This window comes from Roseovarius sp. MMSF_3298 (assembly GCF_030733705.1).
Classification (GTDB): domain Bacteria; phylum Pseudomonadota; class Alphaproteobacteria; order Rhodobacterales; family Rhodobacteraceae; genus Roseovarius; species Roseovarius confluentis.
In genome coordinates, this window is record NZ_JASHIN010000003.1 from 1 (window position 1) to 15,517 (window position 15,517).

Consider the following 15,517-nt stretch of genomic DNA (forward strand, 5'->3'; position numbering starts at 1 on the left):
ACCCCCGACGCCGCATCCAGCCCGAATGCGGACCCGCCCGACAGCACCAGCGCATCGACCGCTTCCACCACCTTGTCCGGCGCCAGCAAATCTGTCTCCCGCGTGCCCGGCGCCCCGCCCATGACGTGCACACCAGCTGTAAAAGGTTCGTCTCCCACCACAACGCTCACCCCGGTCTTCACCGCCGCATCGTCGGCCTGCCCAACCAGTATCCCCGGCACATCCGTGATCAGGTTCCGCTTTCCCGGTCTTGCCGTCATGGTCCGTTCCCGTCCTCTTTTTGTCGCAGACCATCTTGCCAGACCTGCCCCGCTCTGCAAGAACAGCGTCAGACCCGCGGGCGATGGCGTCGCCCCAAACCCGGGTCTCATATCCCAACAGTCCTGAACGCCGGGACCTTTCTTGCTCAAGGAGGGTCACACAATGACTGCATTCCAAACCCAGACCGACGTCACGGGCACCCGCCCCGAATTCTACCGTTTCCACAACGGCGAAAAGGCCCCGCTGCCTTTCTCCGCGTCAGAGTATGACCAGCGCCTCGCCGGCCTGCGCCGCATCATGGCCGAATCCGGCGTCACCGCCGCCGTCTTCACCTCGATGCACAACATCGCCTATTACTCTGGCTTCCTCTACTGCGCCTTCGGGCGGCCCTACGGCCTTGTCGTCACGGCGACCGACAGCGTCACCATCTCGGCGGGCATCGACGCAGGCCAGCCCTGGCGGCGCTGTCATGGTGACAACATCACCTACACCGACTGGCAGCGCGACAATTACTGGCGCGCAATCCGCTCCGTCACCGGCACCGGCGGGGTGATCGGCTACGAATCCGATCACCTCACGGTGCAACAACGTGGCAAGCTGGACCACTTCCTTTCGCCGAAAGAAACGGTTGACCTGTCAACTCACACCATGACCCAGCGCATGGCCAAATCCCCCGCCGAGATCGCCCTCATTCGCCAATGCACCGCCATCGCCGATGCCGGCGGCCATGCCATCCGCGACGCGGTCCGCATCGGCACCCGCGAAATCGACGTCGCCATGGCGGGGCGCGACGCGATGGAACTGGAAATCGCCCGCCGCTTCCCCGATGCCGAATACCGCGACAGCTGGGTCTGGTTCCAGTCCGGCCTCAACACCGACGGTGCCCACAACCCCGTCACGGCCCGGCAGCTCCAAAGCGGCGATATCCTTTCGCTCAACACCTTCCCGATGGTCTCGGCCTATTACGTGGCCCTCGAACGCACCATGTTCGCAGGCGAGGTCGACGCCGCCTCGCTCGCCATCTGGCAGGCCAACGTCGCCACCCACGAATACGGCATGTCCCTGCTGAAGCCCGGCATCTCCTGCGCCGAGGTCACGCACAAGATCAACGCCTTCCTGGCCGAGCGTGACCTTCTGCAATATCGCACCTTCGGCTATGGCCACAGCTTCGGCATCCTGTCGCATTACTACGGCCGCGAGGCCGGGCTGGAACTGCGCGAGGATATCGACACCGTGCTGAAACCCGGCATGGTCATCTCGATGGAGCCGATGCTGACCATCCCCGAAGGCCAGACCGGCGCCGGCGGATACCGAGAACACGACGTGCTGGTCATCACCGAGGACGGGCATGAGAACATCACCGGCTATCCCTACGGGCCGGAGTTCAACGTCGTGGGCTGAACCAAGCGCCCCGGCCCTACCGCCGGGGCATCTTCATTTCAGATCAACGCGAAGATCCGCGCCGGGCCCCCGGTGCCGCCCATGTGCTTCGGCGCACCGATCACGATCGTCGCCCCGCTGGCAGGCACCTTGTCGAGATTGGCAATGCATTCGATCCCGAAGCGCCCGGTCGGCAGCCAGGCGTAATGTGCCGCGAAATCCGCCGACGGCCCGTGATCCAGCGACAGCGTGTCGGACGCGATGGATTGCGCCCCCGTTTCCTCGACCAACATTTGCGCCGCCTCCACGTGGAATCCCGGGAAGTGCATCTTGTCGCCATCAAAGCCCCGGAACGCGTCCGATCCGGCCTTCGCGCCCCATCCCGAATAGAGCGCGACACAGGCATTATCCGGTATTTCGCCGTTCGCCTCGATCCAGGCGCGCAGGTCATCCGGCGTCACTTGCGCATCCGCGTCCTCCTCTGCCTTGGAGGCAATATCGATCACGCAAAGCGGCGCCACAAGGCTTCCCACCGGGATCTCGTGCACCGACGCACCATCCTCCGAAAAGTGCAGCGGTGCGTCCACATGCGTGCCGGTATGCTCGTTCACCGTCAGTTCCATCAGGTTGAAGCCGTTGTCGGCGAAATTGAACTTCTGCTCCATCGAGATCCCGGGCGCCCCGAAATAGGTCGGAAAATCCGGCCCGTAGGCATGAGTCAGATCCTCGACCGCATCATGCCCCGACGCCATCGCCCGCGGCGCACCGAAAGTGCCCAGCGCAGCCGCGGCCCCGGCCGCCGCACCGACGCCGAACAACTGTCGGCGTGACAACATCTTTTCCTTCACCGCTTGCATCACGCAGATATCACACATTATCTCGACTCCTGTTGGTTGTGTTCGGTCCCGATCCACAGGATAACACGGATCGACGCACTCGGGGGCGGTCCTTCGCGCGGCGTCCTTGCCGCGCCCGCCCCGGCATCAAGGAGCGAACGATCATGCACTATATCAAATGGATTTTCGTTGCCGCCTTCTGGCTGCTGGTCGCGGGCTTCCTGCACTACACCCTGCCACAGCACGACATCGCGCGCGTCACCGACACTTACGAGAAACGCATCGATTTCGGTGAGAACTCGATCTTCTGGTCGAACGTGGGCAGCGGCGACGCCGAGGGCACGGCCAACCGCGATATCTTCTTCATCCAGACCCGGCTCGCCGATGGCGGCGTCATGGTCTACCGCAACGAGTATACCGGCTGGGGCTGGCCGCCCTATTTCAAGTTCGACACGTCGAACCTTCAGGCCGAGGCCGCCGACCTGCGCTCCACCTCCGAATCCCCCAAATGGGTGTCGATCACCCATTACGGCTGGCGCAACGAATTCTTCTCGATCTTCCCCAACGCCATCTCGATCGAACGTGTCGACGGCCCCGACGTCACCATCATCCCGTGGTTCAACATCATCTTCCTGACGCTGCTGGCCGCCCTCGTCTGGGCCATCCGCGCCCGCTGGGTGCGCTTCCGCGAACGCCGGATCGACCCCACCACGGACGAATGGGGCCTGACCGACCCGAAACCGGGCCAAGACCGAGTGTAGGACTAGCGTTTCCCGTAATACAGGCCCACCACATGCTCGGCCTCCGCAAAGAACAGCCAGCGCGAGGCCGCGATCCCGCCCAGATGCGCGAGAACAGCCACCAGCGCCGCGATATGTGAAAACGGCACCAGCAGCAGCACGAAAGGCACCGTGTAGCCGAACAAGAGCGCGATCATCCGCAGCTTCTGCGCATGCTTGCGCCCCACCACGTACACGAACTCCCGCAGCAGGTAATTGTTGCCCGTGTGCGGCGGCTCGAAGGCCCGCACGCTGCCGATATTGCCCAGCCCCGTCGCCGTGGCCATATCCGTGCCGCTCTGGGCCAGCGCCTTGTCGCCGCGCAGCCACCAGATGACCTGCACTGCGGCCGCGACCGGCATCAGGATCAGCGCAATCTCAACTTGCCCCGCCAGCAACGCCCCACCGGCCAGCGCAATCGCCATGAACAATAGCGGCGTCAGCGGCGTGTTCCAGCGCGGCACGGTTTTCATCTGCGTGTAGATCATCGAGGTGGTGAACACCGTCACCGCCGACAGCACCGCGCCGATCACCCCCACCAGCATCCATTGCGTGTCGAAAAAAACCAGTCCCGCGCCATAGATCGCCATCACGATCAGCGCCGCGACCGAGGACACCCCCTCCCGGCTCAGCCACGAAGACCGCCATTGCGTGAACGCCTTCAGCGCCCGTTCCGGGTGGCCCAGGTGAAAGGTCGAGGCCATCAGCCCGCCCACCGCCAGCAGGTAGCCGATAACGAAGAACGTGAACGCGACCCAGCCGGTTGGCACGATCACCCCAAGCCCAAGCCAGAACAACAGGCCGAACCCAAGGCCCGACAGCGTGGTGAATACGATAACAGACGGGGCAGGGTGCATCAGATCTTCTCCAGGGCCTTGTCGAGCCAGCCGATGAACCCCTTGGGCTCTTCCGCCACGGGGGACAGCAGCGGCGCCAACACGTCGATCTTCTCCTCGGGGGCGGACATGACACGATCCTTGGGCCGAGGCGGCAGGTACTGGTTCACGGGCTTCGTGCCCTGCTCGGGCATCAGGTCCATGCCGCCACGTTCCTCGACCAGTTTCGACACATCGCTGTCCGGATCGCCCAGATCCCCGAAATGCCTTGCCCCTGCCGGGCAGGTCCGCACGCAGACCGGCACCCGGTCCTCCTCGGGCAGGTTGTCGTTGTAGATCCGGTCGACGCACAGCGTGCATTTCTTCATCACGCCCTCCGCCGCGTCCATCTCGCGCGCGCCGTAAGGACAGGCCCAGGCGCACAGCCCGCAGCCGATGCAATCGCTCTCGTTCACCAGCACGATCCCGTCCTCGACCCTCTTATAGCTCGCGCCGGTCGGGCATACGGTAACGCATGGTGCATCCTCGCAATGCAGGCAGGACTTGGGGAAATGGATCAGCTGCGCCGCCGGATGCGGCATCCCGCTCTCGGCTAGGGGCTGCACCTCATAGGAATGCACCCGGTTCAGGAACGTCCCGCGCGGGTCGTCGCCATATGGGTCCTGGTCACTCAGCGGCGCGCCGTAATTCTCGGTGTTCCATCCCTTGCAGCTCACCACGCAGGCGTGGCAGCCGACGCAGGTATCCAGGTCGATCACCAGCCCCATCTTGCGCTGCGTCGTTTCGGGAAGCGTCGTCATGCTTGCCGCTCCTCTGTCTTGGCTGGGACGCCACCGCTTTGGGGCGCGTCCTCGCTCGAATTCCATTTGCCGACGAACCACACGAAGGTCCCGACCACGAAGATCACGAACGCCAGTATGGCGATCAATGTCAGGGCCCTACCGCTCACCGCCGCCCCTCCGCGCACCCATTTTCCGCGCGGAAAATGGGCCGGAAAATACGCATTTTCCGCCCAAGACTTTTCGAAAAGTCTTGCCAATTTTCTTGTAAGAAAATTCCCGCGCTCATTTGCCCACCTTCCAGCGCAGCTCGTCCGGCCCGGTCCCCACCGGCGACCGGATCGGCGCGAATGTCGGGTGCACCTCCTCGGGCGCCGCCGTCTTCTCGATCTTCACCCGCAGGTCGAACCACGCCGCCTGCCCCGTCACCGGGTCACTGTTCGCCCAGCGCAGACCATCGCCCTTGGGCGGCAACAACTCATGAATGAGGTGATTGAGCAGAAACCCCTTCGTGGCCTCCGGCGCATCGGCCTCCAGCGCCCAGGCCCCCTTGCGCTTGCCGATCGCGTTCCATGTCCAGACCGTGTTCTCGTTGAGCGCGGCCATATGCGCCACAGGCACCGTGATCTCGCCATGCGTCGACGTAACCTTGGCCCAGTCGCCATCGGCAAACCCGTTCGCCTCCCATATCTTGGTCGGCAGGTAGAGCGGATTGCGTCCATGAATTTGCCGCAGCCACGCATTCTGCGAACCCCACGAGTGATACATCGCCATCGGTCGCTGCGTCAGGGCGTGCACAGGGTATTCCACCGGGTCCACATGCCCGTCCTCGAACGGCGGATACCAGATCGGCAGCGGGTCCAGCGTCGCCCTGATCCGCTCGCGCAGATGCTCGGGCGGTTGCCGTTCCCCATGTCCCTCGGCGGCCAGCTGAAATTTCCTCATCGTTTCCACATAGACATCGAAAATGAAAGGCTGCGGGCTGTCATATAACCCCATGCCGACGGCCCAGTCCTGGTAGCCCATGTTCCACGGTTTCATATACGCATGTTCTTCGGCGATATGGCTCACGAAGAACCCGCCATTCTCGATATAATTATCAAGCTGTGAGGCGTTCGGCGCACCGCGGCCATGCTGCGGCCCATCCTCCCCCATCCGCCACCCGGCCAGCGGCCCAACACCCGGTTTGCGCTCGTGGTTGACCATGTAATCGGCATAATCCGCCCACTTGGCGCTGCCATCCTCGTTGGTGAATCCCGGCAGCCCCATCTTGTTGGCCAACAAAATCAGAGCCGTCTGAAACCCTTTCACATCCCGGTCCGGCTCCACGACGGGCCAGCGGATGGCATCGGCCGCCGCATCCGCCTCACAAATCGGACGGTCCAGCAGGCTGATGCAGTCATGCCGCTCCAGGTAGGTCGTGTCAGGCAGGATCAGGTCGGAATAGGCGACCATCTCGGAACTATACGCATCCGAATAGATGATACGTGGGATGACATACTCGCCAGCCTCGTCCTTGTCCGTCAGCATGTCGATCACGCCGCGCGTGTTCATCGAAGAGTTCCAGGACATGTTCGCCATGTACATGAAAAGCGTGTCGATCTTGTACGGGTCGCCCGCGTGGGCATTACTGATGACCATGTGCATCAACCCGTGCGAACTCATGGGATTTTCCCAGGTGAACGCCTTGTCGATCCGCGCCGGGCTGCCATCTTCCTTCAGCGCCAGGTCCTCTGGCCCCCGCACGAAGCCCAGATGCGGCCCGTCCAGCGGACGATGCGGCGTCACCTTGCTATGCGGCGTCGGATGGATGCTGACCGGTTTCGGATAAGGTGGCTTGAAGCGGAAGCCACCCGGCACTTCAACGCTGCCCAGAAGGATCTGCAACAGGTGCAGCGCGCGGCAGGTCTGAAACCCGTTGGAATGGGCGCTGATCCCCCGCATCGCGTGGAAACTGACCGGGCGGCCCACCATCGTCTTGTGGGTCTCGCCCCGGAAATCCGTCCATTCGCGGTCCAGCACGATTTCTTCTTCGAAAGCCACACGCGCCAGTTCTGCGGCAATCGCCCGGATCCGCCGCGCACTCACGCCACAGCGTTCCGCCACGGCCTCGGGCGCGTAGTCCTCTCCCATGTAGCGCTCCGCCAGCAAATGCATCACCGGCCTATGCGTCACGCCATCCTTTTCATAACTGGTCGACAGGTCCGGCTTCACGCCTTTCCTGTCGAACGGTGCAGGCTGTCCCGTCGCGCGGTCGATCACCAGCAGCTTGCCATCCGCATCCCGCATCAGCAGCCCGTGGTCCGGCGAACTGGTATCGCAATTCACCAACACCGGCGCGTTGGTATACTCTGCCAGATACCGCAGATCGATCTTCCCGGCCCGCAGCAGTTCATGCACCAGCGCCAGGATAAAAAGCCCATCGGTCCCCGGCGTGATCCCGACCCATTCGTCGGCCACGGCGTTGTATCCAGACCGGATCGGATTCACTCCGATCACCTTGGCGCCGCGCTCCTTCAGCCGTCCGATGCCCATCTTGATCGGGTTGCTGTCATGGTCCTCGGCCACGCCGAAGATCATGAACAGCTTCGTGTTCTCCCAGTCCGGTTGCCCAAATTCCCAGAACGCGCCGCCCATCGTGTAGATGCCCGCCGCCGCCATGTTGACGCTGCAAAAACCGCCATGCGCGGCATAGTTCGGTGTCCCGAAATTCTGCGCCCAGAAACTGGTGAAGCTCTGGCTCTGGTCGCGCCCGGTGAAAAAGGCCAGCTTTTCCGGCGCCTCCTGCCGCAGCGGCTCCAGCCAGCCGGTGGCGATTTCCAGCGCCTCGTCCCAGCTGATCTCCTCGAACTCGCCCGACCCGCGCGGCCCGACCCGTTTCAACGGTGCGCGCAGCCGCGACGGCGCGTTATGCTGCATGATCCCCGCGCTGCCCTTGGCGCACAGAACGCCCTTGTTGACCGGATGGTCCCGGTTGCCCTCGATATAGGCAACCTTGCCCTCCTTCATATGCACGTTGATCCCGCAACGGCAGGCGCACATATAGCAGGTGGTCTTGCGCACCTCGTCTGATACCTTGGGCGAGGTATCCAGTTTGGGCTGATCCAGCATGTCGTCGCCTCCCTTGTCTCTTCCCGGTCACGCCAGGCCAGTTCACACCGCCCCGCGACCGCTTGTATTGGTTCGTTCGCTTTCCCAAAGCGCTCTGCCGGGAAAGCGGAAATTCTTCGCTCAGCCGGGCAACAGCCCGACGACATCCCGCGCGATCTGCCGCTCCTCGTCGGCTGGCACCACGTGCACCGGGATATCCCCCAGCCAGGTCAGATGCTCCATGATACGGTCGCGTATGGTCTCGGCATTTTCACCGATCCCCCCTGTAAAGGCCACGGCATCCACGCCATGCATGGCGGCAATCGCCGATCCGGCCTGCCGCGCCGCCCAGTAACAGAAATGCTCCACCGCGAACTGCGCATCCTCATCGTCGCGGCTCAAGAGCGTGGCCATGTCGTTCGTCCCCGCCAGCCCCTTCAGCCCGCTTTCCTTGTTCAGAATCGTGCCCGCCTTGTCGATCCCGTGATCCTCGGCCAGCCGCAACACCGCCATCCCGTCGATGCATCCCGTCCGGGTGCCCATCACAAGGCCATCCAGCGGCGAATAACCCATCGAGTTCGCCACCGACTTGCCTTCGACCATCGCGCACAGGCTCGCGCCATTCCCAAGATGCAGTCCCAGCAACCGCCGGGGCAGGTCATCACCGAACTGCGCCACCATCCCGGCATAGGACAGCCCGTGAAACCCATAGCGTCGGATGCCCTTGTCGCGCTCCGCCTGCGGCAATGCATAGGTCACGGCGACCGGCGCGTTGGTCGCGTGAAACGCCGTGTCGAAACTGGCGAATTGCGGCAGGTCCGGCGCCAGCGCCGCCAGCGCCCGCACGCCGGAAAGGTTATGCGGATTGTGCAGCGGCGCCAGCGGCACCACTGCCTCGATCTTGGCGATCACTTCGTCGGTCAGCCGCTCCGGCGCTGTCAAATGCGCCCCGCCATGCACCACACGGTGCCCCGCCGCAATCAGCGAGGACACTGGATGCCCCGCGGCCTCCAACTTCTCGAAGACAAGACCCAATGCCGCCGTATGGTCGGCAACCGAAACATCCTGCTTCTCACCCCAAAGGCTCAGCCGCCCCTGCCCGCCGATCTCGGTCACCGATCCCGACAGAACCGACTCCAGCGCAGGCGTGAACAGCTCCACCTTGATCGAGGACGACCCGGCATTCACGACCAGTATCATGCCGCCCCCCCAATTACACCCAACGCCGCCGAAGCGATACGCTCTTCCGCGCCCTGGGCCCGGCTGGTCAGCAGTATCGGCACCTTCGCCCCAAGCACCACGCCGGCACAGCAACAGCCCATGCCGAACGACATCAGCTTGAACAGCGCGTTGCCCGTGGTGATGTTCGGCGTCAGCATGATATCGGCATCGCCCGACACCTCGGATTCGTAGTTCTTCGCCTCTGCCGCCGCTTTCGACAGGATCAGGTCCATCGCCATCGGCCCCTGCACCACCGCACCAGGCAGCGCGCCCTTGGCCCACTCGGCGATCTCGACCGCCTCCATCGTGTTCGGCACTGTCGGGATCGGGTCCTCTGTCGGGGCGAGGATGCCCGCCTTGGGCCGCTCGATCCCCAGTTTGTAGGCCAGCATCACCGCATGGCTCAGGCAGGCCTGCCGCGTCTCCACGTCCGGGTCCACGTTCAGCGCCGCATCGGTCAGCAAGAGTGGCCGCTCCGACTCCGGCATCGTGATGTGAAACACGTGCCCGCAGCGCGTGCCCTTCTCCCGCAGCCCCGCCTTTGACGGCAAAAGCCCCTTGAGGAAAGTCGAAGTGTGAATCTGCCCCTTCATGATCGCGCCAACCTCGCCGGTCCGCGCCATCTCGGCGGCCACCGGCGCGGCGGTCTCCTTCGGTGCGTGGATGAGCGGCAAGCCCGCGATATCCCACCCGATCTCCGCCGCCGTGGCCTTGATCTTGTCGCTGTCCCCGATCAGCACCGGATCGGCCAGACCGGCCTCAGCTGCCTCCCGGATCCCCTGCAACGGGTTCGGCGCCCCGGCATTCACCAGCGCCACGCGCGGCCGTGGCAAACCTTGCGCCCGCTTCAACAACGAAGGCGGGCACTTGGGCTCACTCGCCGCAAGAAAGGGATATCGGTCTGTCATGTCTTGTCCTGTCACTCTGTCCAGGGCCCTGTTCGGCCCCGCGTGGCACACTATGCCCGCGGGGCCACAGGATTGCGACGTCTCAGACCCGTTGCTCGACCATATCGTCGGCGCTGATCCCGGCCACTTCCACCGGCTTCTTCATGGCGTCCCGGCGGAACGGCTCGCCCAGTTCCTGGTTGATCATCGCCTCGATCAGCGTGGTCGTGCCGTTCTCCATCTGCTCCTTGATCGCGGTGTTCAGCGCATCGGTCAGCTCGTCCATCGTCCGCGCCACGACACCTTTCAATCCACAGGCATTGGCGATCCCGGCATAGCTGACATCGTCATCCAGCTCGGTGCCCACGAAGTTGTCGTCGAACCACAACGTCGAGTTCCGCTTTTCCGCGCCCCACTGGTAGTTGCGGAACACGATCTGCGTGATCCCCGGCCACTCACTCCGGCCAATGGCCGTCAGCTCGTTGACCGCGATGCCGAACGCGCCGTCACCGGCAAAGCCCACCACGGGCACATCCGGACAGCCGATCTTGGCGCCAACAATGGCCGGCAGGCCGTACCCACACGGGCCAAACAGCCCCGGCGCCAGGTATTTCCGACCCTCGTCGAAGTCGGGATAGGCGTTGCCAATGGCACAGTTGTTGCCGATATCGCTGGAAATGATCGCATTCCGCGGCAGCGCACCCTGAATGGCCCGCCACGCCATGCGGGGGCTCATCCAGTCCGGCTTGTCCTTGCGCGCGCGCTCGTTCCAGGTGGTGCCGGGATCGTCATCTTCGTGGTCCATGCTGGCCAGTTGCTGCGCCCATTTGCTCTTGGTCTCGGCGATCTTCGCCTTGCGCTCCTCGCGGCCTTCATCGCCCGCGGTCTCGCCCAGGTTCTTCAGGATGCCCTGCGCCACCTTGGCCGCATCACCGACGATCCCCACGCTGACCTTCTTGGTCAGGCCGATCCGGTTGGGGTTGATATCCACCTGGATGATCTTGGCGTTGGCAGGCCAGTATTCCATGCCATAGCCCGGCAGGGTCGAGAACGGGTTCAGCCGCGTCCCAAGGCAAAGCACCACGTCTGCGTCCTTGATCAGCTCCATCCCCGCCTTGCTGCCGTTATAGCCCAGCGGCCCGGCGAACAGCGGGTGCGAGCCGGGGAAGGCGTCGTTGTGCTGATAGCCCACGCAGACCGGCGCGGTCAGCCGCTCGGCCAGTTCCATCGACGCCGCGATCCCGCCCTTCGACAGCACCACGCCCGCACCGTTCAGGATCACCGGGTTCTTGGCCTCGCTCAGCAGCGCGGCCGCTTCAGCCACCGAATTGCTGCCGCCCGGGCTCACCTCGAACTCGATCGCGCTGGGAATCTCGATATCCACCACCTGCGTCCAGAAATCGCGCGGGATGTTGATCTGCGCCGGCCCGCACAGGCGCTTGGCCTGGCTGATCACCCGTGCCAGCACCTCGGCCACACGCGTGGGGTCGCGCACTTCTTCCTGGTAGGCCACCATGTCCTCGAACAGCTTCATCTGCTCGACTTCCTGGAACCCGCCTTGACCGATCGTCTTGTTCGCCGCCTGCGGCGTCACCAGCAGCAGCGGCGTGTGGTTCCAATAGGCGGTCTTCACGGCGGTCACGAAGTTGGTGATGCCCGGCCCGTTCTGCGCGATCATCATGCTCATCTTGCCCGTCGCGCGAGTATAGCCATCGGCCATCATCCCCGCGCTGCCCTCGTGCGCACAGTCCCAGAACGTGATCCCGGCCTTCGGGAACAAGTCCGAGATCGGCATCATCGCCGACCCGATGATCCCGAACGCGTGCTGGATCCCGTGACGTTGCAGCGTTTTTACAAAGGCTTCTTCGGTGGTCATCTTCATGACAGTGCTCCTGAACATTGAAAAAGGGCCGGTCCTCCCCCGGCGCGGTTTGGGGGAAAGCTACCCTTGCAGTCACCCCCATTCTAGGGCCAGTTTCCCGCGCAGACTATAGCCAGAGAATATTTTTATTGAGACTTTTTGTCTCAAAAATGGGAAATCCGGAAACGTGACGCACCCGGAAGAACGTTATTTTCGCCTTTTGAACAAGGCGTTCGATCGATTCCGCACCATGGCCCCAACTGGCCTTACGAGCCCAGCTCATTTGCCAGTATCTCGATACCGTCCGCGATCCGTTCCGAGGGAATCGAGGAATAAGCCAATCGATAGAAGTTGCGCGGTGCCCGCGCGGTCTCGAAGAACGGCCGCCCCGGCTCGATCAGAACGCCCCGGGCCTGCAACCGGCGCGCAAGATCCTCGGTATCCACCCCCTCCGGCGCCCGCATCCAGATCGAGCTTCCGCCGAATACGCCGCGACCTTCCACGCCGAGGCCCTGATCTTCCAGCGCGGTCTCCATCACCTGCCGCCGCTGTGCATAGGCTTTGCCGATCCGCCGGATCAGGCTGTCGTAGTGCCCCAGGCTCAGGAAATAGGCCGTGGTCCGCTGCACATGCCCCGGCGGATGCCGCAGCACGCTCGCCCGCAACGCCCGCGCCTCCCGGATGAACGCCTGCGGGCCGACAAGATACCCCAGCCGCAGACCCGGAAAGATCGACTTGGAAAAGCTCCCCACGTAAATCACCCGCCCATCCGTATCGAGCGATTTCAGCGACGGCAGCGGCGCGCGCAGAAAGCTGATCTCGAATTCGTAATCATCCTCGACGATCAGCGCCTCCATCTCCCGCGCGCGGGCCAACAACGCCTGCCGCCGGTCCAGCGGCATGGTCGCGTTGGTCGGCGCCTGGTGACTGGGCGTGGTGAAAATCACGTCCGCCCGCTCCGGCAAATCCTGTGGCCGCAGCCCGTCGCGGTCCACCGGCACCGGCGCCATGTGACAGCGCGACTGGGTCAGGATATCGCGCAGCGCGTGGTAACACGGCTCCTCCACCGCCGCCGTCCGCCGCTGTGTCAACAGTACCTGTGCCGTCAGCCACAGCGCGTTCTGCGCTCCCATCGTCAGCAGGATCTCCCCCGGCTCCGCCAAAATCCCCCGCCGCGGCAGGGTGTGCCGCGCGATGAACTCGATCAGCTTGGGGTCATCCTGGTCATAGGCATCCGCCGCCAGCGCCTGGAACTCCTTCTGCCCCAGCGCCCGCAGCGCGCAATGGCGCCAGCTTGCGTGATCGAACAGGCTCGGATCGGTCTGCCCGAAGATGAAAGGATAAGGATAGCTTGACCAGTCCCGCGGCTTTTCCGGCGTCGCTCCGCCGGTATATCGCCGCCCGATCGCCCGCCCCCAGTCGATCATGTCACCCTTCGCCGCACTGGGCGTAAACGCAGGCGGCTCCGGCGCGTTCTGCGACACGAAATACCCCGAACGGTCCCGGCTCTCCAGATAGTCGTTGGCCTGCAACTCGGTATAGGCCAGCGTCACCGTGATCCGGCTCACGCCCAGGTGCTCGGCCATCTTGCGCGAACTCGGCAGCTTCTCGCCCTTCCGGAATCGCCCCGACAGGATGCCCTGCGCGATCATCTGCTGGATCTGCGCCTGCAACGTCCCTTCCGCCTCGGGCGACAGGAAAAAGCTTTCCACCGATATGGCCATGAGCGTCAGCCTACACTGGCTCCATTGTCGCGGCAATCTGGACCGATCACGATCTCGGCAAATTCAACCGTTGCCATTAAATATCCTAATGATATAGCAATTGACGACAATTCAGCGCCGCCTGCGACGTGGCGCGTCGATGGCTCAAGGGAGGACGGCCACATGACCGAACGGAAGAAACGGACAATCACCCAGATCAGGGCCTCGAAACATGATGGAACGCGCATGGTCTACACCTCCGTGCCCGATTACACCTCGGCACAATGGGCCGAGGCGGCGGGCGTCGACGTGGTCGTGGTCGGCGACAGCCTTGCCATGATCGCCCACGGCCACGCTTCGACCGTTCCGGCGACGATGGACATGATGGTGATGCACGCCCAGGCCATCCGCCGCGGCGCGCCCAACACCTTCTCGCTCGGCTGCATGCCCTACCAAAGCTATCACACCGTGGACCGCGCCCTGACCAACGCGACCCGCTTCATGCAGGACGGCGGCTGCGACGCCGTGAAACCCCAGGGCGGCCGCAGCCAGGCCGACATTCTAAAGGCGCTGGTGGCCGCGGGCATCCCCACGGCCAGCCACATCGGGATGGCCCCACACCGCGTCGCGATGTATGGCGGTTTCCGCGTACAGGGCAAGACACCCGAGGACGCGATGGACATCCTGCAGGACGCGCTGGCCATTCAGGACGCTGGCTGTTTCATGCTCGAATTCGAGGCGGTGCCAGCCGCGATCGCCCGCATCATCTCCGCCGAGCTCGAGATTCCCACAATCGGCATCGGTGCCGGCGCGGGCACCGACGGGCAGATCCTGCTCAGCTATGATCTTCTGGGTGTCTTCACCGACTTCAAACCGAAGTTCACCAAGCGCTACGCGAACCTGACCGAGGTCGCGGTAAAGGGCCTGTCCGACTATGCCGCCGATGTGCGCTCCGGCGCCTTTCCCGATGACGACCACAGCTATCACGTGGATGACAGCGTCACCGACGCGTTCCGTGACATGGTCGAAAAGCGCCGCCAGATCTGACCGGCACATGCCGCGCCCGCACTCCGCCACCGAGGGCGCGGCACCACACAAACCGCGTAGGGTGGGTGAAAACCCACGCGCCCCTCACCCCTGGCGCAGGCCCCCGCCGAACGCCTCCGCAAACGCCGCCGCCCCGTCCGTCGAGAATCGCACCACCCGCGTCCCCTTGACCCGGGTCGCCCAGCCCAACGCCTCCATCCGGCTGAACATCGCCCGCCCAAGTTGCCCCGCCAGGTGCGACCGCCGCTCCGACCAGTCCAGGCACTCACGGCAAAGCGGCGTCCGCGACTTCGGCAAACCGTCCAGGTCGATCCCGAACCCTGTCACGAAACTTCGTCCCGCGTCCGTCAGTTCAAGCGCCTCGCCTTTCTGCCGCAAAACACCCCGCGCCAGCAGCGCATCATACATCTGCGTGCCCATGTCCCCGGCCAGATGATTGTAACAGACCCGCGCATGCCGCATCTCCGGGTCTCGCGGCCCGGGCCGCGTCCGCAACGCGCCGGTCCCCGCGGCCAGCCCCATCAGCGCCTCCAGCACATGCGCCACCTCGTCACTGGCTAGCCGGAAATACTTGTGCCGCCCTTCACGCCGCAGCGTGATCAGCCCGCCCGCCTCCAGCTTCGACAGGTGCGCCGAGGCTGTCTGCAACGTCACCCCCGCCTCAGCCGCCAGCTCGCTCGCGGTCAACGCCATCCCGCTGATCAGCGCGGTCAGCATATTGGCCCGCGCCGGATCTCCGATCAGCGCGGCCACGCGGGATATGTCCGGGCCATCCTTCATAGTTCGACGCTAACCGAACCATCGCGCCCCGTCCATCCGCTACAACAGGGGCGACCC

14 protein-coding genes are annotated in these 15,517 nt (G+C 64.1%); 3 read left to right on the plus strand and 11 right to left on the minus strand.

Translation table 11 applies throughout. The annotated features are described in order from the left end of the window. A partial coding sequence (locus RBB18_RS03735) for a P1 family peptidase (protein ID WP_306110253.1) occupies positions 1 to 260 on the minus strand: 260 nt, incomplete at its 3' end. 163 nt (positions 261 to 423) lie between these two features. Between RBB18_RS03735 and RBB18_RS03740 the strand changes: the two genes are divergently transcribed. After that, positions 424 to 1,662 (plus strand): aminopeptidase P family protein, encoded by a 1,239-nt coding sequence (locus tag RBB18_RS03740; RefSeq protein WP_306110254.1) that lies wholly within the window; start codon positions 424 to 426, stop codon positions 1,660 to 1,662. 38 nt (positions 1,663 to 1,700) lie between these two features. Here the strand turns inward: RBB18_RS03740 and RBB18_RS03745 are convergent, their stop codons facing one another. Next, positions 1,701 to 2,516 (minus strand): cyclase family protein, encoded by an 816-nt coding sequence (locus RBB18_RS03745; protein WP_306110255.1) that lies wholly within the window; start codon positions 2,514 to 2,516, stop codon positions 1,701 to 1,703. 125 nt (positions 2,517 to 2,641) lie between these two features. Here RBB18_RS03745 and RBB18_RS03750 point away from each other — a divergent pair, with 125 nt between their 5' ends. Continuing rightward, positions 2,642 to 3,238 carry a DUF1523 family protein gene (locus RBB18_RS03750; protein WP_306110256.1) on the plus strand — a complete coding sequence of 199 codons (597 nt, stop codon included), beginning with the start codon at positions 2,642 to 2,644 and terminating at the stop codon, positions 3,236 to 3,238. 2 nt (positions 3,239 to 3,240) lie between these two features. Here the strand turns inward: RBB18_RS03750 and RBB18_RS03755 are convergent, their stop codons facing one another. The 8 genes from RBB18_RS03755 to RBB18_RS03790 form a co-directional block, all read right to left on the minus strand. Next, on the minus strand, positions 3,241 to 4,113 hold the full coding sequence (locus tag RBB18_RS03755; protein WP_306110257.1) for a DmsC/YnfH family molybdoenzyme membrane anchor subunit: 873 nt from the start codon (positions 4,111 to 4,113) through the stop codon (positions 3,241 to 3,243). Next, on the minus strand, positions 4,113 to 4,892 hold the full coding sequence (locus RBB18_RS03760) for a 4Fe-4S dicluster domain-containing protein (protein ID WP_306110258.1): 780 nt from the start codon (positions 4,890 to 4,892) through the stop codon (positions 4,113 to 4,115). Before RBB18_RS03760 ends, RBB18_RS03755 begins: the two co-directional genes overlap by 1 nt. Beyond that, positions 4,889 to 5,041, minus strand: a complete 153-nt coding sequence (locus tag RBB18_RS03765; RefSeq protein ID WP_170067169.1) for a hypothetical protein — start codon at positions 5,039 to 5,041, stop codon at positions 4,889 to 4,891. Before RBB18_RS03765 ends, RBB18_RS03760 begins: the two co-directional genes overlap by 4 nt. 115 nt (positions 5,042 to 5,156) lie before the next feature. After that, positions 5,157 to 7,982: a molybdopterin oxidoreductase family protein gene (locus RBB18_RS03770; RefSeq protein ID WP_306110259.1), complete on the minus strand. Its 2,826-nt coding sequence runs from the start codon at positions 7,980 to 7,982 to the stop codon at positions 5,157 to 5,159. A gap of 120 nt (positions 7,983 to 8,102) precedes the next feature. Continuing rightward, positions 8,103 to 9,161, minus strand: a complete 1,059-nt coding sequence (locus RBB18_RS03775; protein WP_306110260.1) for an acetate/propionate family kinase — start codon at positions 9,159 to 9,161, stop codon at positions 8,103 to 8,105. After that, positions 9,158 to 10,090, minus strand: a complete 933-nt coding sequence (locus RBB18_RS03780; RefSeq protein WP_306110261.1) for a phosphate acyltransferase — start codon at positions 10,088 to 10,090, stop codon at positions 9,158 to 9,160. The genes RBB18_RS03775 and RBB18_RS03780 overlap by 4 nt, the downstream gene beginning before the upstream one ends. An 82-nt stretch (positions 10,091 to 10,172) precedes the next feature. After that, the gene (xsc, locus tag RBB18_RS03785) at positions 10,173 to 11,951 is read right to left on the minus strand and encodes a sulfoacetaldehyde acetyltransferase (RefSeq protein ID WP_103762767.1); all 1,779 of its coding nucleotides are present in this window, start codon (positions 11,949 to 11,951) and stop codon (positions 10,173 to 10,175) included. Positions 11,952 to 12,196: 245 nt separating this feature from the next. Next, positions 12,197 to 13,654, minus strand: a complete 1,458-nt coding sequence (locus tag RBB18_RS03790; RefSeq protein ID WP_103762766.1) for a PLP-dependent aminotransferase family protein — start codon at positions 13,652 to 13,654, stop codon at positions 12,197 to 12,199. Between the two features lie 162 nt (positions 13,655 to 13,816). Here RBB18_RS03790 and panB point away from each other — a divergent pair, with 162 nt between their 5' ends. Further along, the gene (panB, locus tag RBB18_RS03795) at positions 13,817 to 14,680 is read left to right on the plus strand and encodes a 3-methyl-2-oxobutanoate hydroxymethyltransferase (RefSeq protein ID WP_306110262.1); all 864 of its coding nucleotides are present in this window, start codon (positions 13,817 to 13,819) and stop codon (positions 14,678 to 14,680) included. 84 nt (positions 14,681 to 14,764) lie between these two features. Here panB and RBB18_RS03800 read toward each other — a convergent pair whose 3' ends face one another. Beyond that, positions 14,765 to 15,460: a helix-turn-helix transcriptional regulator gene (locus RBB18_RS03800; RefSeq protein WP_306110263.1), complete on the minus strand. Its 696-nt coding sequence runs from the start codon at positions 15,458 to 15,460 to the stop codon at positions 14,765 to 14,767. Positions 15,461 to 15,517 lie beyond the last annotated feature (57 nt).